Raw genomic sequence first — 25,424 nt, forward strand, 5'->3', positions numbered from 1 at the left:
GTTTATTAATAGTGGCATTTACCACATTCAATTCCACCAATCTGGGAAACGGTAAGTTCCTCTACCCCGTACTTCTTAGAAAGCTCTTCGTGTACTTTTTCGTAGTACTCGTTACCGGCAGTTCTAACATTGGTTTCACGGTGACAGTTCACACACCAGCCCATTGTAAGCGGTGCGTTCTGATACATGATCTCCATTTCCTGAACAGGACCGTGACAGGTTTGACAGGCAATTCCACCCACTTCTACGTGCTGCGAGTGATTGAAATATGCGAAATCAGGAAGGTTATGGATCCTGATCCATTTTACAGGTTCGGTCTCGCCGGTGTAAGCCTGCTGACTTACATCCCAGCCCACAGCGTCGTAAAGCTTGGCGATCTCCCCGTCGTAGAATTCTTTTGAATATTCATCTGTAGCAGTTTCAGGAGCCACTTCACTAATAGATTTGTGACAGTTCATACAAACATTCAGAGAAGGTATTCCTGAAGTCTTTGAAACTCTTGCTGAAGAGTGACAGAACTTACACTCAATCTGGTTATCTCCGGCGTGAATTCTGTGTGAGAAGTGTATTGGCTGGATTGGCTGATAACCCTGATCAACACCAACCTGCATAAAGTACCCGTACAAAAAGTAAGTTCCAATAAGCACAAGAACCACAGCACTCACCAACACCAGAAACTGGTTTTCAACAAATGCCTTCCAGATTGGCTTTCTTTTAGGACTCACAGGAAGCTCAACTCCGCTTGCAGCCGCAAATCTTCTAAGAGTACGGTTCACAAGGAAAAGGATCACCAATAGCATTGCTAGCACAAACGCCAGGATCACAAGCAGAATATCTGTAGAGATCCCTCCGCCACCGGAAGCAGCACCACCGGCAGCCTCGGCACCGGCTTGCTGAGCCTGAGGCACAGCTTTCGGCTGACTCACATACGCAAGAATGTTATCGATATCCGCATCACTTAACTGCGGAAACGGCGGCATGGCCACCTGATTGTACTCGTTATAGATCTCAACCGCCTGCTCATCTCCCTGGGCGATCAAAGCAGAACTGTTCCTGATCCAGCTGTGCAACCACTCGGTATCTCTTGTTTCGGTCACCCCTCTTAGAGCCGGTCCAATAGACTTGCTATCCAACTTGTGACAGGCAGCACAAAGAGTATTAAAGATCTCTTTACCTGCGGCAGCATCACCACTACCGGCCTCGGCCTCTACGTTAGACTCCTGGGCACCCTGCACCGTTTCCTGAACCACGGATTCATCCTCAGCCAGAGGAGAATCCTGCGCGTAAACCAATGCATTAAAGGTTAAGAAGAAGGATACACTTAAGGAAAGTATTCGAGCGACTGAATGGCGGTATTTCACCTTTTTCATATATATGTAGAATTAACGTCTTTTTTGGTACGGTTTTTTGGGGAATAAAAATGTGATAATTATCATAATTTTAAGAGCCCAAAATTTTACCGACAAAAGTAATACTTAAAGTCGATTTTAGCGGGCTGAAGCCTAATTTATAACTGTTCTAAATAGTCAAAAAAGGTAATTTTGACCGATTTAGTTATACATTTGTGAATCAGAAAATTAAAAATGAAATGTTAAGAAGAACCAAGCTCATTATCACCTCTTCCCTCCTACTGGGATTCAGCGCCTTAGGGACGGCTCAGGAGGGCACTCAAAATATAGTTCAGGACGAGAGAATCCCGGAATTACTGGCCTTAAAAACCCAGATGACCAAGGACAGCCGACTTGGAGATCGGTACCGAATTCAATTGTATTCGGGAGACAATAACCAGGCCAGCAAGATCATTAAAGAATACCGCGCATTATACCCAGATTGGCCGTCTACAGTAGTCTATGAAACGCCAAATTACAAGGTATGGGTTGGCAACTTTAGAAACAGTCTCGAAGCCGATCGCGCATTGCTGGAGATCAAAAAAACCTTTCCGGCGGCTTTCAGGTTCAAACCAGAGAAAAGATAAGATCAGTTGATCTATGGAAATAAAAAAAGGGATGCGTTTGCATCCCTTTTTTGGTTCTATACAATCTTAATTACTTAAGCTTCTTTTTAACGGCTACTTCCTGGAAGGCCTCTACCACATCTCCTTCTTTAATGTCGTTATAGTTCTTGATCTGCAATCCGCAGTCATAACCTTTAGAAACTTCTTTCACGTCATCTTTGAAACGCTTCAAGGATGCCAATTCGCCGGTGTAAACCACGACCCCGTCGCGAATAAGGCGAATCTGTGAGTTCCTGTAGATCTTACCATCGGTAACCATACAACCGGCAATACTTCCGATCTTGGACACTTTAAAGATCTCCCTGATCTCTGCGTTACCAGTGATCTCTTCTTTCATCACAGGAGAAAGCATTCCTTCCATCGCATCTTTAAGATCGTTGATGGCGTCGTAGATGATCGAGTAAGTTCTGATATCGATCTCCTCTTTCTCGGCAACCATTCTGGCATTTCCGGCAGGACGCACATTAAATCCGATGATGATCGCATCTGAAGCCGAAGCTAACAGCACGTCACTTTCAGTAATGGCACCCACACCTTTGTGTATGATGTTCACCTGGATCTCTTCCGTAGAAAGTTTCTGGAAACTATCGGTAAGCGCTTCCACAGAACCGTCCACGTCACCTTTGAGGATAATATTCAATTCTTTGAAATCTCCAAGAGCGATACGCCTTCCAATCTCGTCAAGAGTAATATGACGCTGCGTACGTACAGACTGCTCTCTTTGAAGCTGAGTTCGTTTTGCGGCAATGTCCTTGGCTTCACGCTCATCAAGCATCACCTTAAACTTGTCACCCGCCTGCGGCGCGCCATCAAGTCCAAGAATGGAAACAGGAGTGGAAGGACCGGCCTCTTTGACCTCTTTTCCACGCTCATCATGCATGGCTTTCACCTTACCGCTGTGCTTACCTGCCAATACATAATCTCCTATTCTAAGGGTACCGGCTTGTACAAGTATCGTTGATACATAACCTCTACCTTTATCAAGATAAGCTTCTACTACGGTTCCGTTAGCCAGCTTTTCAGGGTTGGCCTGCAGTTCAAGGATCTCGGCCTCAAGAAGTACTTTTTCAAGCAGTTCTTTCACACCCATTCCGGTTTTAGCCGAAATGTCGTGAGACTGAACTTTACCTCCCCAGTCTTCAACCAGAAGGTTCATTCCTGCCAGTTTTTCCTTGATCTTTTCAGGATTTGCGGTAGGAAGGTCAGATTTGTTGATGGCAAACACGATAGGAACTCCTGCCGCCTGGGCGTGAGAGATCGCTTCTTTTGTTTGCGGCATCACATCATCATCTGCCGCGATCACGATGATCGCAATATCGGTAACCTGGGCACCCCTTGCACGCATCGCCGTAAAGGCCTCGTGACCCGGAGTATCCAAAAATGCTATTTTTTGTCCGTTTTCCAGCTCCACCCCGTAAGCTCCGATGTGCTGGGTAATTCCACCACTCTCGCCGGCGATCACATTCTCTTTACGAATGTAATCCAGCAAAGACGTCTTACCGTGGTCAACGTGTCCCATTACGGTCACGATCGGCGCACGCGGCTTAAGATCTTCCGGATTTTCGGGTTGTTCGTCTTTGGTCTCTTCAAGATCTGCAGTAACGAACTCTACTTCATAACCAAACTCGTCGGCTACGATAGAAAGCGTTTCTGCATCAAGACGCTGGTTCATGGTCACCATCATTCCAAGAGACATACAGGCAGAGATGATCTTGGTAACCGGCACATCCATCATCGTAGCAACTTCACTAACGGTAACGAATTCGGTCACCTTCAATACCTTGTTGTCTTCCTCCATCTGGGCCTCTTCTGTACGCTGACGGTGGGTATCCCTTTTGGTTCTACGGTATTTGGCTCCTTTTCCTTTTCCGGATTTACCCTGAAGTTTTTCAAGGGTTTCCCGAACCTGCTTTTGTACTTCTTCTTCACTCGGCTCCTCCTTGGCAACAGGCCTGGTGCGTTTTCCTCTTCCTTTGGAAGCTCCACCTGCTCCTGCCCCGGGGGCACCTTTTACATCTTTGCTTATTCTTCTGCGACGCTTCTTGCGTTTATCCTTATCGGCATCCGCTTTTTTGTCGTCTTTTTTCTTAGCCGGCTTCTTGAACTGGGAAAGGTCGATCTTTTCTCCTGTAAAGTTAGGACCGCTAAGCTTCTGGTATTTTGTGGTCACTGTAGAAGATTCCTCCTCTTTTTCTTTAGGAGCTTCTTCAGGCTTTTCTTCGGCCTTCTTCTCCTCTTTTGGAGCGGCCGGTTTTTCAGCTTTTTCTGCCGGTGCAGGTTTTTCAGCCGCAGGCTTTTCTTTCTTCTCTTCGGGCTTGGCTTTCTCCTCCTGCTTTGGAGCTTCTGCCTGTGGCTGTTCAGGCTCTTTTTTCTCCTCGGCTTTTGGCGCTTGCTCAGGCTCCTCTTTGGCTGCCTTCGGTTTATCAAGGTCTATCTTTCCAACCTGTTTTGGGCCTTCCAGGTTAGACTTTGCCTTAATCACTTCCTGTCTTTCTTCCTGTTTGCGCTTCTCTTCGAGTTCACGCTCCCTGGCAAGACGGATCTCCTCCTTCTCTTTTCTCTTTTCTTCACCCACTTCTTTGGAGGCTACCTTCTTACTCTTGTCAGTTTGAAATTCATCAGCAAGCACCTGATAAATCTCTCCGGAAATTTTAGTGGTAGGACGTGCCTCTATCTCGTGGCCCTTGGAATTCAAGTATTCCACAGCACGATCCAGCGAGATATTGAACTCACGTAGTACCTTATTTAATCGCATTGTTTTTGCTTCAGCCATAAATTGCCCTCTAAATTATCCTCTTTTTATTTCTAATTATTCTCTTCCTCGAACTCTTCCCGAAGAACTCTCATCACGTCACGGATGGTCTCCTCTTCAAGATCTGTTCGCTTCACAAGATCTTCTACATCTTGCTCCAGGATACTTTTGGCCGTATCAAGCCCTATTTTTGCGAATTCTTCGATCACCCAATCTTCGATCTCATCGGCGAATTCTCTCAATTCAACATCTTCCTCAACACCTTCTCTGAAGACATCTATCTCATAACCTGTCAATTGTCCTGCCAGTCTTATGTTGTGTCCTCCACGGCCAATGGCCTTAGAAACCTCTTCAGGCTTCAGCATTACCTCGGCACGCTTGTTCTCTTCATCGATCTTCAAAGATGTGATCTTTGCCGGACTCAAGGCACGGGTGATCAACAACTGGTTATTTGTTGTGAAGTTGATCACATCAATGTTCTCATTGCCCAACTCCCTAACGATGCTGTGAATACGGGAACCTTTCATTCCCACACAGGCTCCTACAGGATCAATTCGATCATCATAAGAATCTACCGCTACTTTCGCTTTTTCTCCGGGGATCCTCACCACTTTCTTAACAGTGATGAGTCCGTCGAAAACTTCAGGGATCTCCTGCTCGAACAATTTCTCCAAAAATACAGGAGAAGTTCTTGACATGATGATAGCAGGTTTATTGCCCTTTAATTCCACACTTTCTATTACACCGCGCACATTTTCCCCTTTTCTGAAGAAATCAGACGGGATCTGGCGATCTTTAGGAAGAATGATCTCATTACCTTCATCGTCGAGCAAAATGATCGCACGGTGACGAATATGGTGCACCTCTGCGGTGTATATTTCTCCTTCAAGCTCTTTGAACTGCTTGTAAATATTAGTGTTATCGTGCTCGTGGATCTTTGAGATAAGGTTTTGACGCAGGGCCAGGATAGAACGGCGCCCAAGGTCGATCAACTTCACCTCTTCAGAAACATCCTCCCCTACTTCAAAGTCAGGCTCGATCTTTCTTGCTTCTGTAAGAGAGATCTCCTGGTTAGGATCTTCCACTTCTCCATCGGCCACAACTACACGGTTTCTCCAGATCTCCAGATCCCCTTTATCGGGGTTCACAATAATATCAAAGTTATCGTCTTCCCCATACTTCTTTTTCAAAGCATTTCTAAATACATCTTCCAAAATCGCCATCAGGGTAACCCTGTCTATCAGCTTGTCATCCTTAAATTCTGAAAACGATTCTATCAACGCGATATTTTCCATATCATTTGTCTGTTAAAATGTTATTATCACTTTTGCCTCTTTGATCTCCTCAAGAGACAACACGGCTTCCTTAGTTACAGTAACCTTTCCTTTACCCACAGGCTTAGGCTCCCTGGCTTTCCATTGCAGCGTGATCTTGTCACCCTCCATTTCAACCAGATTTCCTTCTATCTTTTCACCTTCTATAGTAGTCACGGCCAGTTTACGTCCAATATTCTTGCGGTACTGTCGCGGCATCTTCAAAGGCTGCGAAACACCTGCCGAAGCTACATCAAGAGAAAAGTCTTCTTCATCGCGATCCAGATTGTGTTCAATTTTGCGGCTAACGGCTATACAATCATTAACAGACACCCCGTTATCACCATCGATCACCACAGATATGTGATTGGCATTGTCGATGTTCAGCTCAATTAAAAATAAGGATTTATTTTCTTCAAAAGCTTCCTGCAGCAAATTTTCTACTTTCTCTCTAAGCATCCCCGATTCTGACTATAAAAAGAGGGGACTTTCTGTCCCCTCGTTGTTCTTTTTTCGCTTCAACGGTGCAAATATAGTAATATTTATCAAGATAGAAAACAAGATTTCGAATGAAAAAATATTTGTAGCTTTATAACTCAATCAACCTTACTTAATTACACGACCTTTATGAAAAAAATCCTGGTGCCCACCGATTTTTCGGAACATGCTGAAAACGCCCTGCAGATCGCCGCACAACTGGCTCATAGATATGACAGCGAAATCTACCTGCTCCACATGATAGAATTACCGGCAAACATGACCAATCCTGTGGGCGACACCCGAAGTAACGATCTTCCCGAAGCCATTGGATTCATGAAACTGGCAAAAAAGAGATACAACGAAGTGCTTTCAAGGCCCTATTTAAAAGGTCTGAAGGTTCATGAGATCGTGGAGTTCCACCAGGCTTTTGATGGCATCATGGAAACCAGCAAAGAGCACGGTGTGGATTTTATCGTCATGGGTTCCCGTGGCGCCAGCGGATTTAAAGAAATGTTTGTAGGCTCGAATACAGAAAAGGTGGTTCGCACCTCAGAGATCCCAGTACTCGTGATCAAGAAAAATATTCCTGAATTTAGGATTAAGAATTTTGTCTTTGCCACCAATCTTGACAGCAGCAATAAAAAGACGCTTGAAAAGGTAGTCAACTTCGCCAAACTGGTAGACGCCAAATTACACCTGCTGTACATCAATACAGCCAACGAATTCATCACCTCCAAAGACACAGATAATTATCTGGAAAAATACCTTGAAGGGATGGATTTCGAAAACTATGAATTTCATGTATACAATGATGATTCTGTTGAACAGGGAATCCTCAATTTCGCCCAAAAAACTGATGCCGACCTGGTGGGGATCGCTACGCACGGACGAAAAGGCATATCTCACTTCTTTAATGGCAGTATTAGCGAAGATCTTGTCAACCACGCAGAGAGGCCTATCATCACCTTTAAACTTGAAAAAAAGGACAGCCGCAAGAACTTTCCTTAAGGTTCTTTAACCTAAATAATTTAACCTTTGACAAGAGACACGTTAAATTTGAGTCAAAGGTGATTTAGGGTACAGGTTTTGATTTTTCACCGGTGTATATTTATTCCCTATTTATGACATACACATGGTGTTAAAAGCAAGTTTTCAATTAGCATTTTTAGCAATAGAGATCATTTTGACGTTCTATGATGACATTTTGGAGAACAGTCTGTTCGTCAAATTCCTTCTCTTTTTGATCACCGCCATTCTAATTGCGATGGGGGTAACCAAACTTGCGAACAATGTTCTCCCTCCAGATAAAGATTTTGTCTCGGCAGAAGACGAGGCAGGAGATTAATTGCATTTCTTACAACTGCATGAGTAGATGTTAGATGGATAGTTAAATTGTGAGGATGTAATTGAGGATCCGGTGAAATTTTCACCGGATCTTTTTTGTTCTATTTGCGGCTGATTATCCCCCGTCTGCAGTTTCCTGAATTTATTTAATTTTGGTGATTGGTAAAAAAGGCATTTCTTTATAATGCCCGAAGAACAAGGTACAGGTATGTTTGAAAAGAATGAGAATGTCTTTAATGTGCTTTTTGAAGCTGCTTCAGAAGGTATTATCGTAGTTGACGAGTCCCAGATCATCGTAAGCAGCAATATCGCTGCAGATACCATGTTTGGATACGAAAAAGGAGACCTGGTAGGAAAACCACTTAACACGCTGATCCCCAGAAGGTATCAGGCTGCCCACCCTTCCCATTTCAGGGATTTCATGGATCATAGTGAAAAACGACAAATGGGCCATGGCCGCGACCTGTATGGCATCAAGAAGAACGGTGAAGAGTTTCCTGTAGAAGCCGGTCTAAACCCCTTCAGCATTGGTGGGGAGAAATACGTGATGTCTCTGATCATCGATATTTCTGTTAGGAAAGAAGCGCAAAGGCAGATCAAAGAACTCAATACCGAGCTTGAAAGTAAGATCAAGATCCGCACAAAGGAACTTGAAGAAAGTGTTCAAAAGCTGCAGAACGCAAACAAGAACCTGGAGCTTGAGATCAAAAGACGTAAGGAGGCAGAGAACCGTATAAAGAATGCCCTTCAAAAGGAGAAGGAACTTAACGAACTTAAAACTAAATTCCTTTCCCTGGTTTCACATGAATTCAAAACCCCGTTAAGCGGTATCCTCACCTCTGTAGTTCTTGCAGGAAAATACAAACTGGAAGACCAGCAGGAAAAAAGGGAAAAACACCTCAACACCATAAAAAGCAAGGTTCACTACCTGGATAATATCCTCAACGATTTCCTTTCCATAGAAAGACTGGAAAGCGGGAAGGTCAATTATAAATTCTCCACCTTCAGTCTCAGTAAACTGGTTAACGAGGTGGTGTATAATGCCAATGTCACTTTAAAAAGCGGACAGGAGATCCAGTACCCCCGAAACATTGAGAACATCAACCTGCACCAGGATGAAAAGATCCTTGAGCTGGTCTTATCAAACCTGTTAAGCAACGCGATCAAATATTCTCCGGAAAACACCCTGATAAAGTTCACTATTGACACCCAGGACGGCAGGATCACCTTTAAGGTGGCCGACCAGGGAATGGGGATTCCTGAAAAAGATCAAAAGCATATATTTGAAAGATATTTTAGGGCAGAAAACGCCCTTTTGAACCAGGGAACCGGCATTGGCTTGAACATTGCCAAGGTCCACCTGGAGAATCTCGGCGGCTCTATTTCGTTTAGCAGTAAAGAGAACGCCGGAACGGAATTTATTGTAGAACTACCTATTATTAAAGAATGAAAAAGGTTTTATTTATAGAAGATGATACCGTGGTAAGGGAAAATACCGCCGAATTGCTGGAACTTGCCGATTACGAAGTGGTCACGGCTGCCAACGGAAGATCGGGTGTGGCCATCGCAAAAGAGGAACACCCTGATATCATAGTATGCGACATTATGATGCCCGAAATGGACGGCTACGGAGTTCTGCAAGCCCTCGCCAATGATCCTAAGACTCAGCAAATTCCATTTATCTTTCTCTCGGCCAAGACCGAGCACAAAGACATTCGAAAAGGAATGGATTTGGGAGCCGATGATTACCTCACTAAACCTTTTGAAGAGGAAGAACTTATCAGCGCCATTGAAAGCCGTCTGGCAAAAGTGGCCATTCTCAACAAGATCAGGGAGAACAACCAGGGTAAAGCCGCTGCGCCTGCACAGGAGCCAAAGATCAATTCTCTGAGCGACCTGCGGGAAATGCTGAAAAAGTACGAGCTCCAAACCTACAAAGCGGGTGAAACCATTTATGAGGAAGGAAAGCAAAGCAACCACTTCTTTTTCATAGACCGCGGGGTGGTAAAAAGCCACCGCATGGACGAGTATGGAAAAGAGTTGATCACCTCTGTCTACAAGGAAGGAGATTTCTTTGGAAACACGGCTTTCAAAAAGAACACTCCTTACGAGGAATACGCCACGGCTATGGAAGAGACCCGCATTTATGCCATTTCAAAAGATGAGCTGAAGGATATCCTGGCTAACAACAGCAACATTACGCTGGAGCTTATCGATGTAATGGGCGACAATATTTCGGGCATCAAGGAACAACTGCTGGAAATGGCTTACGGATCTGTACGAAAAAAAGCGGCCAGAACCATCCTTCTATTCTCTCAAAAAATCAGAAGGCATCCCACCCAAAGCATCAGGATCTCGAGAAGTGACCTGGCCAGTGTCGCGGGAATGGCTTCAGAAACCTTAATCCGCACGCTTTCAGACTTTAAAAAAGAAGGATTATTGGAAATTGAGGGCCGAAACATCAAACTTTTGGATGTGGAAGCGCTCAAAAGGATAAGCTAAAATCGCGCTTTATTTAGAATGAATCAATAACTGATTTTCATCATTTTTTTCGCATCCCTTCACGCATATTTTTGCAGGGTAAAATAGATGTGACTGATGATGAATATCTTATTGCCCACCGATTTTTCAGCAAATGCAAGGAATGCAGCAGCATATGCCTTGCAGTTCTTGAAGGATACTGCCTGTAATTTTTACCTGTTACACGTAGTGCCTTTTCCTGCGGAAAAATTGGGAGCGCACGCAATGAGCATGTCACCCGAGATCAGAGGGAAGTTCGACGAACTCCTCTCCTGGCTCGAAAGCATTAAGACAAATCCGGAACATCATTTTCACGTTTGCTTTAAGGCCGATTACCTCATAGAAGCCGTCAGAGAGAAATGCAGTGAAAAAAAGATCGATCTCATCCTGATGGGCACCAAAGGCGCTACCAATAACCAGGGCGCCGTTATCGGCAACCACACTTCAGATGTGATGCGAAAAGTAAAGTGTCCCGTTTTGGCCATTTCAGAAAATGCCACTTTCAAAGAGCATAAAGAGATCTTGTTTCCTACAGACTACAAGATCCACTATGGCAGCAGGATGTTGCGCACCTTGCTCAACCTGGCTTCTTTGTCTAATGCCAACGTAAAGATCCTGGAGATCTTCAATTCTGAAAAAGAACCCTCTCCAGAACAGATAGAGAACAGAGATTTCCTGCAGGATTCATTTTCTCCAAAAGTACCTGTTCTGCAAACCTATTACTCATCTAAAGAACATAATCCCAAAAAGGTTTTCGTATCCAACAGAAATGTAGATATGATAGTTCTGGCAGCCAAAAACCTCAACCTGTGCCAGAAATTTTTGCAGAATGACCAGGATGACCATATACCTTTCATTAACCAATTACCACTCCTGGTCCTGCACGGTTAATTAGTGTTATTCCAATAGTTATTATTACTTTTTTTAATCTGCAATGCAGCACCTCCAAAGAGGTGCTGTTTTTTTATAAATAATTAGGACAAATTCCTCCTTTATGACCTGCCTCATAATGCAGGGGCCTATTATTAATGACTTTTGTTCCAAACATTTAAATCACCTAAATAAAAAATAGAGTCATGAAAGAATTAGCATCAAAAACAGTCGCAGACCTGGTAACCGAAAATATCAAGACTGCTCATATTTTTAAAAAGTACGGAATAGATTTTTGCTGCGGAGGCGGGATCAGTATCGAAAAGGCCTGTGCAAAATATAATGTTGATTATGACCTGCTGGTAACCGATCTTGAGAACGTTGACAAGGATAATTCCAAGGCAACAAATTACAACAGCTGGGAACTTGATTTCCTTACAGACCACATCATCAACGTGCACCACACTTATGTGGAAGAGAACATTCCATTACTACTTCAGTATGCTGAAAGAGTAGCACAGGTACACGGGCATCATTATACTGAGCTGTTAGAAATAAAGGAACTGGTGAAAGAAGTAGCCGGCGAACTTAGCGCCCACATGAAAAAAGAAGAACTCATTCTCTTCCCGTTCATCAAAAAAATGGTACAGGCCAAGAAAGAAGGTTCGGCATTACCCGAAGCCCATTTTGGAACAGTAGACAATCCCATTAAAATGATGGAAACGGAGCACGAAGACGCCGGGGAAGTTCTCCGCAAGATCGCCTCTTTAAGCAGCAACTATACTCCGCCGCAGGGCGCCTGTAACACCTATCGGGCCTTTTACGCGAAGCTCGACGAATTTGAGCAGGACCTGCATCAACATGTGCATTTGGAGAACAACATCCTGTTCCCAAAATCGCTTCAGCTGGAAAAAGAACTTAGAAATCAATAACATACAATTACTAACTAGCGAAGGTTGTTCTTCATAGCACACATTTTGCCGACCTTACGACGACAAAGAATGAGCAACCTTCCTTTTTACATCTACTTATGAGTAAAGAAAGAAAGTTGTGGCTGGCCTTTTTAGCGGTTACCACTATCTCGTTTGCCATCCTGGGCTATTATGGATTTGAGATCTATCAGAAAGCCCCACCTCAACCAAAAAAGATCGTAACCACAGAAGGAGAGGTCCTGTTCGAGGGACAGGACATACTTGACGGCCAAAACGTCTGGCAAAGTATGGGAGGCCAGGAAGTGGGCTCTGTTTGGGGCCATGGAGCATATCAAGCACCCGACTGGACTGCCGACTGGCTGCACAGGGAATCTCTGTACATTCTTAACAAATGGTCTCAGGAAGAACATGGACAGTCTTATGAAAGTCTTGCGAGCGAAAAGCAGGCCGCCCTGGAGCGCCGGCTAAGAGAAGAACTTCGGAAGAATACGTATGACGAGGCCACCGGTATTATCACCGTTTCTCCTCTAAGAGCTGAAGCCGCCGAAAACCTCCACGGGTACTATAAAGGCCTGTTCATGGAGAATCCGGAACTGGACGAGTTACGTAACTACTATGCTATTCCAAAGAATGCGATCAAAGATGAAGGGCGAATGAGACAAATGAGCGCCTTCTTCTTCTGGGCCACCTGGGCCACCGTTACCGAAAGACCCGGCAGCGATGTTACCTATACCCATAACTGGCCACCTGAAGAACTGGTTGGCAATAAACCCACCGGAGACCTGTTGATCTGGACCGGTTTTAGTATCATTCTTCTTCTCTTCGGAATTGGGGTAATGGTTTTTTATCATGCCAAAATGAAAGCTGAACATTCCCCTGAAATGCCCGTGGAAGATCCTTTGATGAGACAAACCATCACGCCTTCTATGCAGGCGGTGAAGAAGTACCTGTGGGTAGTGAGTCTTCTCATCCTGGTACAGGTCACATTTGGGGTGGTAACCGCCCATTATGGGGTGGAAGGTGATGGGTTCTATGGACTTGACCTGGCAAAGATCCTTCCCTACTCGATCTCCAGGACCTGGCACGTACAGCTGGGAATTCTCTGGATCGCCACCGCCTGGCTGGCCACCGGACTCTATATCGCTCCGGCTGTGTCGGGGAAAGATCCGAAGTTCCAGAAATTGGGAGTCAACTTCCTCTTTATCTGTCTGCTTATCATTGTTGCCGGTTCTATGGCCGGACAATGGATGGGTGTGATGCAAAAATTAGGTCTGGCCGAAAACTTCTGGTTCGGGCACCAGGGTTATGAATATGTCGACCTGGGCCGCTTCTGGCAGATCTTCCTTCTCGTAGGACTCTTCCTGTGGCTGGCTTTGATGACAAGACCGTTATTACCGGTGCTACGCAAAAAGACTTCAGAAAGAAACCTATTGCTTATGTTCCTGGTTTCTTCCGCAGCCATTGCCTTGTTCTACGCCGCCGGACTTATGTGGGGAAGACAGACCAATCTGGCCATTGCAGAATACTGGCGCTGGTGGGTAGTTCACCTTTGGGTAGAAGGATTTTTCGAGGTCTTTGCCACAGTAGTTGGCGCCTTCCTCTTTGTGAGGCTGGGACTGCTTCGAACCAAGACAGCGACCCTAAGCGTGCTCTTGGCTACCGTGATCTTCCTTTCGGGAGGTATTTTAGGAACTTTCCACCACCTGTATTTTTCGGGAACTCCAACCGCAGTGATGGCCCTGGGAGCCACGTTCAGTGCGCTTGAAGTAGTGCCTCTTGTACTGATAGGTTTTGAGGCCTATGAAAACTATAAAATGAGTAAGGCCACCAAATGGATCAGCGATTATAAATGGCCAATCTACTGCCTTGTAGCTGTTGCCTTCTGGAATTTCCTTGGTGCTGGTATCTTTGGGTTCATCATCAATCCGCCAATCGCGTTGTATTACATGCAAGGCTTGAACACCACTGCCGTCCATGCCCACACCGCACTTTTCGGAGTCTACGGAATGCTTGGAATTGGCCTGATGATGTTCGTTCTAAGAAGTATGTATCGCCAACAGGTATGGAGCGAAAAACTGCTGAAGTTTTCTTTCTGGTCCATCAACATAGGACTTATCCTGATGGTCGTTCTTAGCGTGCTGCCTATTGGGCTGCTCCAAACCATCGCGAGCGTGAACGAAGGAATGTGGTATGCACGTTCTGCCGAGTTCATGCAGCAACCGGGAATGGATACCCTGCGCTGGATGCGTGCCATTGGGGATACCATTTTTGCCATAGGCCTGGTATCTTTCGTGTGGTTCGTATTTTCACTTAACAGCAAAAAGAAAAAGACTCAGGAAATAAGAGTTGAAAAAGAGGAGCCTGTTCTTGAGGAAGTGGAATAAATAAAATTTCTTAATAGCATTTTAAAAGGGGTGTGAGCATTTTGTAACCTTCAAAACATCACACCCCTTTTATTTTTTTAATTTTAAGCCATGATCAATCTGAAAAAACACGCCCAAATCTCATTGGGCTACTTTTTGCTCGCCGCCCTGCTGGGAGTATTCTTAAGATTTTTCTTTGTTACCTCGATTCCAGCGAACTTTAGATATGTGGTGCACGCACACTCGCACATCGCCTTGCTGGGCTGGGTCTATCTGGGGCTGAGTACCCTGATCTACAAAATGTATTTTCAGAAGGCAGGTACAGCAAAGACCTACAGGCGTATATTCTGGTTCACCCAGGTGACATTGCTGGGCATGCTGTTCACCTTTCCTTTCACCGGTTATGCCGCCCTTTCCATCACCTTTTCCACTCTTTTTCTGTTCGCTTCTTACCTGTTCACCTGGTTCGTACTCAAAAAGGTACCTGAAAAATATAAAAGAACCGCCTCTTTCAGGTCTATAAAAGGGGCTTTGTGGTACCTGGTCTTTTCCAGCATTGGCCCCTGGGCGCTCGGGGGAATAATGGCCACCCTTGGCAAGACCTCCATCTGGTATAAAATGGCGATATATTTTTACCTGCACTTTCAGTACAACGGCTGGTTCATCCTTGCCCTCTGCGGCGTCCTGTTCTACTTCCTGGAGAAACTGGGACTGGCTCCCAGAAAAAAGGATTTTTCACGCTTCTTTTACCTCCTCAATGCCGGGGTGATCCTCAGCTTCTTTCTGTCTGTGCTATGGATAGAACCTCACTGGATCTTTTACGCACTTGGTGCCCTGGGCGCGATCTTGCAGCTCATGGCATTTTTCGAATTCTTCGGAATTTTACGGAATAAAGACCTGCAATTTTCACCCTTTGTAAAATCACTGCTGAAGATAGCCGCCCTTCTGCTGGCGGTAAAGATCATCCTGCAGCTGTTCTCTGCCCATCCCTTTTTCGCGGAGCTGGCTTTCACCTATACCGATTTTGTCATTGGGTACCTGCACTGGACCTTCCTTGGCCTCGTAAGCATCACTCTTTTTGCCTTTTTTGAGATCACTGGCCTGCTGAAGGTTTCAAAAATGGTTTTCTGGATCTATTTTGTTGGATTCGCACTTACTGAAGCATTGATCTTCTACAAAGGCACCTCCATATGGCTGGGTTGGCCTTTCGTTGAAAATTATTTTACCATACTTGCAATAGTTAGCGGTCTGCTCCCGCTTTCCCTGGCAATCATGCTGACCAAAAACCTGTTAACAAAAGAGTAAACCTTTCCTAAAACTCAGGGATTTACCAAAGCCTTAACGCACTATGGCCCTGTGGTTTATTATCTTTTGAACATGAGACAGTCAGCGATATTTCATGTAGTTATAACCACGATCCTTCTGGTGGCAGTTGCCGTTATGGTTTTCTACAACCTGTCTTATGACCTTATCTTCTATACAGTGCTTGCGGGACAGGCCTGGTGGCTTCTTACTGTCTACAAAGTGCTCACAGACGACTATTCCACAGATAAGACTTTTGATGACTGGTATGAAGACCATCCTGTAGGGAGAGACTAACCCAATGCTCTTCTAATGAGTGATATCCACGCCTGAACATTTACTTCCCTTTTCCTGATCCAGGTCATATTTTATAATCCCCTCATTTTCAAACTTTGCACCCGGTACGAAACGAGCAATTTATTTTTATGGAGGATCTTTCCTGTTATCACTGCGGTGATACGATAAAGACATGCATCACTTTTGATGAGAAATCTTTTTGTTGCAATGGCTGCAAAACCGTCTATGAAATTTTTTCAGAGAACGGACTTGCTTCCTATTACGACCTTGACGCCGCTCCCGGAGCTGCCCCCGGAAAATTTGAAGGAAAATTCGATTTTTTGGGCAACGAGCAGATCGTGGAAAAATTACTGGAATTCGATGACGGCAATACCCAGATCATTTCCCTATACATTCCGCACATTCACTGCAGTTCCTGTATCTGGATCCTGGAAAACCTCAACAAACTAAAGCCCGAGATAAGTTCTTCACAGGTAGATTTTCCGAAGAAGAGCATCCGGGTCACCTGGAATTCAAAAAAATTAAGTCTAAAGGAGCTGGTGCTTTTTCTAAGTAGTATCGGGTATGCGCCATACATCAGCCTGGATGATACCGAAACGGCCAAAAAGAAGATAGACCGCAGCATTATTTATAAACTCGGAGTTTCCGGATTCGCCTTCGGAAATGTGATGTTCCTCTCCTTTCCCGAATATTTCGAGGTCAACGAGTTCTGGCTTGACCAGTATAAAGGGCTTTTCAGATGGCTCATGTTCGTGTTCTCGTTGCCGGTGGTTTTCTATGTCGCGCAGGATTATTTCATTTCAGCCTTTAAAGGCCTTCGGGCGAAGATCCTGAACATTGACGTACCGCTGGCCCTGGGAATCGTGGTGCTGTTCGTAAGAAGTACCCTGGAGATCATTTTTGACTGGGGCACGGGCTTCTTTGACAGCCTCACCGGACTCGTCTTTTTCCTTACCCTCGGAAAGTTCTTTCAGCAAAAGACCTATAATTTCCTCTCTTTTGAGCGGGATTACAAGTCATATTTCCCCATTGGTATCACCCGTATCACTTCCGAAGGGAAAGAGGAAAGCGTACACGTGAATGAAATTGAAAAAGGCGACAGGATTCTTATCCGCAACGAGGAGCTTATCCCCGTTGACGGTATTCTTATCAACGGAAGCGCCCGCATTGACTACAGCTTTGTAACGGGAGAATCTGAAGCTGTCAAAAAAAAGTCCGGCGACAAACTTTTTGCCGGCGGTCGGCAGCTATCTGGTATTATTGAGATGGAAGCTTTAAAATCGGTTTCTCAAAGCTATCTTACCAAGCTGTGGAGCAACGATGTCTTCCAGGCAAAAAAAGAAGATTCTTTCACTTCTTTGATCAACACTATCAGCCAGTATTTCACTGTTGTGCTGCTGATCATCGCCTTTACAGCCACCGCTTTTTGGGCATTTACAGACGTCAAGGTGGCCATCAATGTTTTTACGGCCGTGCTTATCATTGCCTGCCCCTGTGCCCTTGCCATGTCCACGCCTTTTACGCTGGGGAATTTGCTGCGCATCTTCGGAAATAAGAAGTTTTACCTGAAGAATGCCGGGGTCATCGAGCAGCTGGCAAAAGCCGATACGCTCATTTTTGACAAGACCGGAACGATCACTTCCAATAAAAAAAGCAGCATTACCTATGAAGGTGTTGAGCTTTCTGCCGAAGAAGAATCGCTGCTAAAGAACACCTTAAGGGCGTCCAACCACCCGCTTAGCCGAACGCTTTACGATATGCTGGCTGAGTATGAGATCTCGCCTCCAAAGGAATTCCGCGAATTCACCGGAAAAGGGATCGAGGCTGTTTATGACACAAGTGCCATGAAAGTAGGCTCAGCTGAATTTGTTGGGCATACCGCTTCGACAACAACCCTCAATACTTCGGTGCATGTTAGCGCCAACAACGAATACAAAGGCCGTTACGTGTTCTATAATGAATACAGGGAGGGCGCAAAAGAACTTTTTGAAGAACTGGCCCCGGAGTATCACCTGTCGATACTTTCGGGCGATAACGAAGGGGAAAGATCACGGCTGCAGAAACTGCTTCCGCAGCAAACAGAAATGCACTTCAACCAGAAGCCCGAAAATAAACTGGAATTCATCAAGTCCCTGCAACAAAAGGGTCAAAAGACAATCATGGTGGGCGATGGCCTGAATGATGCCGGAGCACTTGCACAAAGCGAGGTGGGAATTGCCATTTCTGAGAATGTCAATGTCTTTTCCCCGGCTTGCGATGCCATTCTGGATGCCTCGGCTTTTGGAAAATTGTTCGGCTTTATTAAAGCTTCTAAAGCCGCGATCAAGATTATCAAGATAAGTATGGTCCTGTCCTTTCTTTACAACATTGTGGGGCTTTACTTCGCAGTTACCGGGCAGCTGTCTCCGATCATTGCAGCCATTTTGATGCCATTGAGCTCAATTAGCATCATTGTTTTCACCACGGTCTGCACTAATTTGACAGGAAGAAAGATTTAAGCCAGGTCATGGATTTTTCGCAGGTTTGGACAAAATTAATCCGGTCTAAAATGCTAAATTAGGATCAGCTTAATAAAAGAAGTTGTCTATGGAAAAGGTAGATTGGAGCAGGTTTGTGGTAAGAACCGCCCTCAAGGTCAGCAATGAGGAGATCAAAACCGCCTGGACCACCCCGGCCGGATTGGAAAAGTGGTTTTTGAGAATGGCAGAATTCACCACTCCCAAAGGAGAACACCGCGACAGCAACGAAAATGTGCAGGTCCATGACACCTACAGGTGGCGCTGGCACGGATATCCTGACAGCGTCGAGGAGCAGGGAGAGGTTCTGGAACCTCAAAATGACGAGATTATTCGCTTTAGGTTTGGAAAAGCGGGAATTGTAAGCGTAAAGATCAAGGAGATCGACAGAGAAAAGGTAATCGAGTTGTTGCAGGAAGATATTCCGCAGGACGAGGAATCAAAGATGAACTTTCACGCGGGCTGCAAAACCGGTTGGACCTTCTATCCGGCCAATCTAAAGTCGGTACTGGAAGGCGGCCATGACCTGCGGAACAAGAATGTGAACCTGAAACTGGAGTAAAAACCCACAATCCTTTCCATCAAATATCTGCGGAATAAAACTTCATTTTCTGAAAAAATATTCCCGAAAAGCCCTAATTTTAAGAAGGTGATCTTATTTTCATGGAAACACCTGTACCCCCGCTTTTATTCCCCCGCCAAACTTGAAATTATCAACCATTTAAATCCTTGATTATGACAACAGTAAACGTTTATCTTACCTTTAACGGCAACTGCCGCGAAGCATTTGAGTTTTACAAGTCGGCCTTTGGCGGGGAATTCGATTATATAGGCACCTTTGCCGAAATGCCTCCCCGCGAAGATGCACCCCCTCTACCCGATTCAGAAAAAGACAAGATCATGCACGTTAGCCTGCCAATTAGCGAGGAAACAGCATTGATGGGCAGCGATACCTCTGAAGCGTTTGGACCTCCCGTCAAAGAAGGCAATAATTTCTCTATTTCCATTAATACCGAAAGTACAGAGGAAGCCGATGAGCTGTTCAATACCCTCTCGGAAGGCGGAAAAGTGACCATGCCGCTGGAAAAGACCTTTTGGAGCCCGTATTTTGGAATGCTTACCGATAAATTCGGTATCAACTGGATGGTGAATGTAGACCAGGGGGAGAATGTTTAATTTTCCAAAAAAATTACTATAAAAAAAAACCGAGAAGAAATTCTTCCCGGTCCTATTTTGATCGATCTGAAAAATTACATGCTAATTTGAAACTTCCTGGTGAATCGCAGTGACGGTTTCGGCATTGTCCACACCCAGTCCTTCCTGTTGATGTACCAGCACGCCTTCCTCATCAAATACGCTGATGATATTGGAGTGCGAAAAATCAATTGGAGAGATCTTCTTGTAACTCACAGCCAATACGGCAGCGAATTCCCGGGTGTCTTCTGGTGTGCCCCGAAGAAACATCCAGTGGTCATCTGTCATGAGATTCTCTTCAGAAAACTTTTTAAGACGCTGCGGGGTGTCGGTTTCAGGGTCAATGCTCACCATGATGAACTTCACCTTGTCCAGATCCTTTTCAGGCACCTGCTTCTCAATGTTCCGCATATCGGCGACCAGCCTGGGGCAGGCAGCTTTGCAGGAGGTGTAGATCATGACCATTACAAGCACATTGCCCCGCAGGTCCTTTAGCTCAATATTCTCATTTTCCTGGGTGGTCCAGGTTGAAGGCAGATTATATATGGAAAGTTCCGGCAGCTCTTTAGTAAGGTTCAAAACAGCTTTATTTTCAGCTATTTCCTTCACAACTTCCTTCTTTGCCTCCCCGTTATCACAGGCAGTCATCAATCCAAATACGCTTAATAATAAGATCAGTTTTTTCATTTTCCTTGTGTTAAAGAGCTTCGGGTTTTACATCCTGTACACACCTAAAGCCCAGGTTCTTTATTGAATATTTCGCTTTCATACTTCCGCGGAAGGCATAGCGCATAAAGGCCGCATAATTCATCAGGTCTGTCGCGCCCACAGCCGCGGCACCGCAAAACAGGTTGTTCTCGCCTGTACTGTCCTGCCGGGATTCGCCGGTGATCAACACCGAATTGAAATCAAGCGTCCATTCCCATACCAGTCCGTGCAGGTCATACACTCCCCAATAATTTTTAAAGGTCTGCCCAATGCGGTTCTTATAGGTATTTGGCGTCTCATACCAGCCAAGAATGAATCTGTTGTATGACTTTTCTTCGCGGGCATCGGCTTTTTCCTTATTGGCCATGGCCACGTATTCCCATTCGTCTACGGTCGGCAAACGTTTGCCCTGGCATTCGCAGTAGTTCTTTGCTGCATACCAGGAAACGTTGGTGACAGGAGCATCCTCGAACTGATCCTCGCCCAAAGTTTCATCATCTTTCCAGTCCTTCAGGTAATTCTCGTCTGCAAAAAGTTTTTTTACCTTCGAACGCTTCCACTGCGGATTCTCCTTTACGAACTTCTGAAATTGGGCATTGGTCACGGGATATACGTCCATCAGGAAGTCGCCCACCGGGATCTCGGTCTTTGTTCCGTAGAGCGGCACGAATTCCCCGCCTTCGATCTCCACCATTGAATCAGACTGGCCATAAAGCTGGCTCTGTATCAATACCGTGAAGCAAATGGCCAATCTGATTAAACTTTTCATTGTTCCTGAAATTTAAATTTTGAGCTACTACTTTCTGGATTTCACCATTTCGGTGGTAACTTCTGTCTTATTGTTGCCCCAGTTGTTGTACACATAGGTAAGCACGGCTGCAACATCCTCGTCAGAAATATTTTGTTTAGGCATGGCGCTGTTGTAGATATTTCCGTTCACTTCCACTTCTCCGGAGAGACCGAATTTCACCACTTCTATTGCCCTGTGCACATCTGCATTCAGGTAGTCTGAATTGGCAAGCGGAGGGAAAGCGTTAGGGATACCGGCACCGGTAGCCTGGTGGCAGGCAAGACAGTTCTGAGTGTACACCTGCTTACCTCTTTCCATTTTTTCGGCAAGAGATGCTTCGGAAACCTGAGCAGTTTCAGCTTCTTCAGTAACTTCGGCTGAAGCGGTAGTACCTGGATTGTATACATTTTCAGCAATTTTACCACCCCAAACTTTTTCATTCTCTTCACCTTCCACTTTCAGAATTCCCAGGGCTCCTTTATTGAAAGCCCTGAAGATGGAGTGGTCAACCAACACCAGGTTACCGGGTACGTCAACTTTGAATTCCACGATGGCAGCACCACCGGCAGGGATAAGAGTGGTTTGTACATTCTCGTTGATCATGGCACCACCTTCAACGTGTACCTTGTCAAAGATCTCTCCAATAACGTGGAAAGAAGAAACCAGGTTAGGACCACCGTTACCTACGAACAATCTTACGGTCTCTCCCACCTTCGCGGTAAGGGCGTTGTCTCCGGTTAGCCCGCCAACTTTTCCGTTGAACACCACATAATCGGCATCCTCGTCAACGGCTTTTTCCATGCTAAAGGCCTGCAGCCCTCTTTCGCCATTTTCACCTTCAGTATAGAAATCTCCCTGCATTACATAGTATTCTTTATCAACAGGTTCAAGTCCGCCTTCGGGCTCAACAAGAATAAGTCCGTACATTCCGTTTGCGATGTGCATTCCCACAGGGGCAGTGGCACAGTGGTACACATAAAGTCCGGGGTTCATGGTTTTGAAAGTGAACACGGCTTCATGGCCGGGAGCCACAAATGAAGATTCGGCTCCGCCTCCGGGACCGGTCACCGCGTGCAGGTCAATGTTGTGAGGCAGTTTACTGTCCGGGTGGTTCTTTAAGTGGAACTCTATTTCGTCTCCTACTCTTGTACGTATAAAGCTTCCCGGAACGGTACCGTCAAATGTCCAGTACACATAGCTAACGCCGTCGCTCATTTCCATTTCTTTTTCCACCACTTCCATATTAACTACGAGCTTTGTGGCGGCTCTTTTTCCTACCGGCCGCGGAACCATAGGCGGCGCAGTTAGTTCGGCTTCACTTTCGCCGTAAACTTTCATTTTTTCAGGCTGTTCTTTGGCTGCCACGGCCTTTTCACAAGAAGTAAGCACCCCGGCTAAAACAGCGGCTGCAAAGAACAGGTAAACCAGTTTCAATTTAGATGTTTTAGAATTTTTCATGATCGGATTTTTAGAAGTCAATTTTAATTTCAGACACAAATGTCCTAAATAGGTTCCGGGCTAAATATGAGCGTAATCATATCTGCCTGAATTTTTTACGAAAATCGATTTCTTTTCAAAACCTGATCGAGGTCATATTTAGAGAAAGAGACACCTCCTAGTTTTGCCCCCTAATAAAATAGGTATGAGCGTAATCTATTTGTTACTGACAGTAAGTATTACTGTAGCGGTATTCTTTTTCATTGTTTTTATCCTGGCCGTTAGGAAAGGACAATTTGATGATGATTATACCCCTTCGGTACGTATGCTGTTCGAAGATGAGCTTGTCAAAGAAAAAACAAACAAATCCAGTAAACATTAACAAATCAAGTATGGAATTGCAACAGTTCTATTACGACAACAAGATCGTAAAAAACTTTCTCTATGCCACCCTGTTCTGGGGCGTAGTGGGAATGTCGGTGGGCCTTTTACTGGCCTTCATGTTTTTATTCCCTAATCTAACCGATGGGATCTCCTGGTTAAGCTTTGGCCGTTTGCGCCCTTTGCACACTAACGCGGTGATCTTCGCCTTTGTGGGTAACGCCATTTTCGCGGGAGTGTATTACTCCACCCAGCGTCTGCTAAAAGCCAGGATGTACAGTGATATTTTGAGCAAGATCAATTTCTGGGGCTGGCAAGCCATTATAATAGGTGCCGCTATCACTCTGCCAATGGGCTTTACCAGCTCAAAAGAATATGCCGAGCTGGAATGGCCTTTTGACATTGCCATTGCAGTGGTGTGGGTCGTATTTGGCTGGAACCTCATCGCCACCATCTTTAAAAGAAGACAGCGCCACCTATATGTTGCGATCTGGTTCTACATTGCCACTTTCGTGACCGTAGCCGTGCTGCACATCTTTAACAGCCTCGCTATTCCGGTAGGATTGTTCAAGAGTTATTCGGTTTATGCCGGAGTGCAGGATGCGCTGGTGCAGTGGTGGTACGGGCACAATGCTGTTGCGTTCTTCCTGACCACTCCTTTCCTTGGCCTTATGTACTATTTTGTACCTAAAGCCGCTAACAGACCGGTATACTCCTATAAATTATCTATCATTCACTTCTGGTCCCTGATCTTTATCTATATATGGGCCGGACCTCACCACTTGCTATATTCCTCGTTACCGGACTGGGCTCAGAACCTTGGGGTTGCCTTTTCTGTAATGCTCCTTATGCCTTCCTGGGGAGGGATGATCAACGGATTGCTTACCCTGCGCGGAGCATGGGATAAAGTAAAAGCAGATCCTGTACTTAAGTTCATGGTGGTAGCCATTACCGGTTACGGGATGGCCACTTTTGAAGGCCCTATGCTTTCCCTTAAAAATGTGAACGCGATTGCCCACTTTAGTGACTGGGTTATTGCACACGTGCATGTGGGAGCACTTGCCTGGAACGGATTCCTGACCTTTGGTATGGTTTACTGGCTGGTGCCAAGAATGTTCAAGACAAAACTGTTCTCTATAAAACTGGCCAACACCCACTTCTGGGTAGGAACCCTTGGAATTATCCTTTACGCGCTGCCAATGTATGTGGCCGGTTTCGTGCAGGCTTCCATGTGGAAGCAGTTCAATCCTGACGGTACCCTTGTCTACGGAAACTTTTTGGAGACCGTGACCGAGATCATCCCGATGTACTGGTTCAGGGCTATTGGAGGAAGCATGTATATCCTCGGAATGTTCATTCTGTTATACAACGTGTACAAGACCATCAGATCTGGTTCACAGGTAACCGATGAATTGGCTGAAGCGGCTCCTCTTGAAAAGATCAGTAAAAGAAGGCTTGTAGGAGAAGGATTCCACACCTGGCTGGAAAGAAGACCTGTTCAATTGACCATTTTAGCGACTATCGCCATCCTTATTGGAGGTATCATTCAGATCGTTCCTACTATTCTTGTTAAATCGAACATCCCGACCATCACCAGCGTGAAGCCCTACACTCCGCTGGAACTGGAAGGAAGGGATATCTATATCAGGGAAAGCTGTGTTTCCTGTCATTCGCAGATGATCCGTCCTTTTAGAAGTGAAGTGGAGCGATACGGAGAATACTCCAAAGCAGGCGAATATGTGTACGATCACCCGTTCCTTTGGGGAAGTAAACGTACCGGACCTGACCTGATGAGAATTGGCGGAAAGTATTCAGATAACTGGCATTTTAACCATATGTACGACCCGCAGAGTACCTCAGCAGGATCTATCATGCCCGGTTACAAGTGGCTGATCACCGATAAGGATGACCGCTCCAACATTGAGGCTAAAATGAGAGCCATGGTAAAACTGGGAGTGCCTTATACTGAAGAAGAGATCGCCAACGCACAGCTTTCAATGGAAGAACAGGCTTCTCAAATTCAGAAGAACCTGTACAACGACCCCGATTTCGTGGCCACTTATGAGGCAGATAAACAATATGCCGAAGAGAACGGACTGGATTTCGTGGAAATGAAAGACCGTGAGATCGTTGCCCTCATCGCCTATATCCAGAGACTGGGAACAGACATCAAGATAAAAGAGCCTGAAACTTCAACAACTTCAAACTAAG

Annotated in this window: 22 protein-coding genes; 15 read left to right on the plus strand and 7 right to left on the minus strand. The window is 45.3% G+C overall.

The genetic code is table 11. The annotated features are described in order from the left end of the window. Positions 1 to 5: 5 nt before the first annotated feature. Positions 6 to 1,370 carry a c-type cytochrome gene (locus BLS64_RS00540; protein ID WP_093110692.1) on the minus strand — a complete coding sequence of 455 codons (1,365 nt, stop codon included), beginning with the start codon at positions 1,368 to 1,370 and terminating at the stop codon, positions 6 to 8. Between the two features lie 218 nt (positions 1,371 to 1,588). On the opposite strand from BLS64_RS00540, the gene BLS64_RS00545 reads away from it, so the two are divergent. Beyond that, positions 1,589 to 1,975 (plus strand): SPOR domain-containing protein, encoded by a 387-nt coding sequence (locus tag BLS64_RS00545; protein ID WP_093112193.1) that lies wholly within the window; start codon positions 1,589 to 1,591, stop codon positions 1,973 to 1,975. A gap of 70 nt (positions 1,976 to 2,045) precedes the next feature. Here the strand turns inward: BLS64_RS00545 and infB are convergent, their stop codons facing one another. From infB to rimP, 3 genes are read right to left on the minus strand one after another with little or no spacing between them, the layout of a single operon-like run. Then, positions 2,046 to 4,787 (minus strand): translation initiation factor IF-2, encoded by a 2,742-nt coding sequence (gene infB, locus BLS64_RS00550; protein WP_093110695.1) that lies wholly within the window; start codon positions 4,785 to 4,787, stop codon positions 2,046 to 2,048. Positions 4,788 to 4,819: 32 nt separating this feature from the next. Continuing rightward, on the minus strand, positions 4,820 to 6,061 hold the full coding sequence (gene nusA, locus BLS64_RS00555) for a transcription termination factor NusA (RefSeq protein WP_093110697.1): 1,242 nt from the start codon (positions 6,059 to 6,061) through the stop codon (positions 4,820 to 4,822). Positions 6,062 to 6,073: 12 nt separating this feature from the next. Beyond that, positions 6,074 to 6,538, minus strand: coding sequence for a ribosome assembly cofactor RimP (gene rimP, locus BLS64_RS00560; RefSeq protein ID WP_093110699.1), 465 nt, complete (start codon positions 6,536 to 6,538; stop codon positions 6,074 to 6,076). A 168-nt stretch (positions 6,539 to 6,706) separates the two neighbouring features. Between rimP and BLS64_RS00565 the strand changes: the two genes are divergently transcribed. The 12 genes from BLS64_RS00565 (at position 6,707) to BLS64_RS00620 (ending at position 19,879) form a co-directional block, all read left to right on the plus strand. Continuing rightward, entirely contained in the window at positions 6,707 to 7,567 is an 861-nt protein-coding gene (locus BLS64_RS00565; protein ID WP_093110701.1) for a universal stress protein, read from the plus strand. A gap of 124 nt (positions 7,568 to 7,691) precedes the next feature. After that, a complete protein-coding gene (locus tag BLS64_RS00570; RefSeq protein WP_093110703.1) occupies positions 7,692 to 7,904 on the plus strand; it encodes a hypothetical protein in 213 nt (70 codons plus the stop codon). Positions 7,905 to 8,087: 183 nt separating this feature from the next. Further along, positions 8,088 to 9,353 carry a PAS domain-containing sensor histidine kinase gene (locus BLS64_RS00575; RefSeq protein ID WP_245693347.1) on the plus strand — a complete coding sequence of 422 codons (1,266 nt, stop codon included), beginning with the start codon at positions 8,088 to 8,090 and terminating at the stop codon, positions 9,351 to 9,353. Beyond that, the gene (locus BLS64_RS00580; RefSeq protein WP_093110705.1) at positions 9,350 to 10,405 is read left to right on the plus strand and encodes a response regulator; all 1,056 of its coding nucleotides are present in this window, start codon (positions 9,350 to 9,352) and stop codon (positions 10,403 to 10,405) included. Before BLS64_RS00575 ends, BLS64_RS00580 begins: the two co-directional genes overlap by 4 nt. A gap of 96 nt (positions 10,406 to 10,501) precedes the next feature. Further along, positions 10,502 to 11,314, plus strand: a complete 813-nt coding sequence (locus tag BLS64_RS00585) for a universal stress protein (RefSeq protein ID WP_093110707.1) — start codon at positions 10,502 to 10,504, stop codon at positions 11,312 to 11,314. Positions 11,315 to 11,499: 185 nt separating this feature from the next. After that, positions 11,500 to 12,225: an iron-sulfur cluster repair di-iron protein gene (gene ric, locus BLS64_RS00590; RefSeq protein WP_093110709.1), complete on the plus strand. Its 726-nt coding sequence runs from the start codon at positions 11,500 to 11,502 to the stop codon at positions 12,223 to 12,225. 98 nt (positions 12,226 to 12,323) lie between these two features. Next, positions 12,324 to 14,609: a nitric-oxide reductase large subunit gene (locus BLS64_RS00595; protein ID WP_093110711.1), complete on the plus strand. Its 2,286-nt coding sequence runs from the start codon at positions 12,324 to 12,326 to the stop codon at positions 14,607 to 14,609. A gap of 90 nt (positions 14,610 to 14,699) precedes the next feature. Further along, positions 14,700 to 15,893, plus strand: a complete 1,194-nt coding sequence (locus BLS64_RS00600) for a hypothetical protein (RefSeq protein WP_093110713.1) — start codon at positions 14,700 to 14,702, stop codon at positions 15,891 to 15,893. A 72-nt stretch (positions 15,894 to 15,965) separates the two neighbouring features. Next, the gene (locus tag BLS64_RS00605; RefSeq protein WP_093110715.1) at positions 15,966 to 16,187 is read left to right on the plus strand and encodes a hypothetical protein; all 222 of its coding nucleotides are present in this window, start codon (positions 15,966 to 15,968) and stop codon (positions 16,185 to 16,187) included. Positions 16,188 to 16,315: 128 nt separating this feature from the next. Next, entirely contained in the window at positions 16,316 to 18,685 is a 2,370-nt protein-coding gene (locus BLS64_RS00610; RefSeq protein ID WP_093110717.1) for a heavy metal translocating P-type ATPase, read from the plus strand. 88 nt (positions 18,686 to 18,773) lie between these two features. Further along, on the plus strand, positions 18,774 to 19,265 hold the full coding sequence (locus BLS64_RS00615; RefSeq protein ID WP_093110719.1) for an SRPBCC family protein: 492 nt from the start codon (positions 18,774 to 18,776) through the stop codon (positions 19,263 to 19,265). A 173-nt stretch (positions 19,266 to 19,438) separates the two neighbouring features. Continuing rightward, positions 19,439 to 19,879 carry a VOC family protein gene (locus tag BLS64_RS00620; RefSeq protein WP_093110721.1) on the plus strand — a complete coding sequence of 147 codons (441 nt, stop codon included), beginning with the start codon at positions 19,439 to 19,441 and terminating at the stop codon, positions 19,877 to 19,879. An 81-nt stretch (positions 19,880 to 19,960) separates the two neighbouring features. Here BLS64_RS00620 and BLS64_RS00625 read toward each other — a convergent pair whose 3' ends face one another. Genes BLS64_RS00625 through nirK form a run of 3 tightly spaced genes read right to left on the minus strand, consistent with a single transcriptional unit; the run spans position 19,961 to position 22,853 of the window. Continuing rightward, complete coding sequence (locus BLS64_RS00625; RefSeq protein ID WP_093110723.1) at positions 19,961 to 20,584, minus strand: SCO family protein; 624 nt, start codon at positions 20,582 to 20,584, stop codon at positions 19,961 to 19,963. A gap of 10 nt (positions 20,585 to 20,594) precedes the next feature. Then, on the minus strand, positions 20,595 to 21,374 hold the full coding sequence (locus tag BLS64_RS00630) for a formylglycine-generating enzyme family protein (RefSeq protein WP_176763399.1): 780 nt from the start codon (positions 21,372 to 21,374) through the stop codon (positions 20,595 to 20,597). Positions 21,375 to 21,401: 27 nt separating this feature from the next. Continuing rightward, positions 21,402 to 22,853: a copper-containing nitrite reductase gene (gene nirK / locus BLS64_RS00635; protein WP_093112199.1), complete on the minus strand. Its 1,452-nt coding sequence runs from the start codon at positions 22,851 to 22,853 to the stop codon at positions 21,402 to 21,404. Between the two features lie 184 nt (positions 22,854 to 23,037). Here nirK and ccoS point away from each other — a divergent pair, with 184 nt between their 5' ends. Together ccoS and ccoN are read left to right on the plus strand one after the other, a co-directional pair. Continuing rightward, positions 23,038 to 23,214, plus strand: coding sequence for a cbb3-type cytochrome oxidase assembly protein CcoS (ccoS, locus tag BLS64_RS00640; protein ID WP_093110725.1), 177 nt, complete (start codon positions 23,038 to 23,040; stop codon positions 23,212 to 23,214). Positions 23,215 to 23,224: 10 nt separating this feature from the next. Next, positions 23,225 to 25,423: a cytochrome-c oxidase, cbb3-type subunit I gene (gene ccoN / locus BLS64_RS00645; protein WP_093110727.1), complete on the plus strand. Its 2,199-nt coding sequence runs from the start codon at positions 23,225 to 23,227 to the stop codon at positions 25,421 to 25,423. Position 25,424 lies beyond the last annotated feature (1 nt).

It is taken from the genome of Salinimicrobium catena (assembly GCF_900102915.1).
Classification (GTDB): domain Bacteria; phylum Bacteroidota; class Bacteroidia; order Flavobacteriales; family Flavobacteriaceae; genus Salinimicrobium; species Salinimicrobium catena.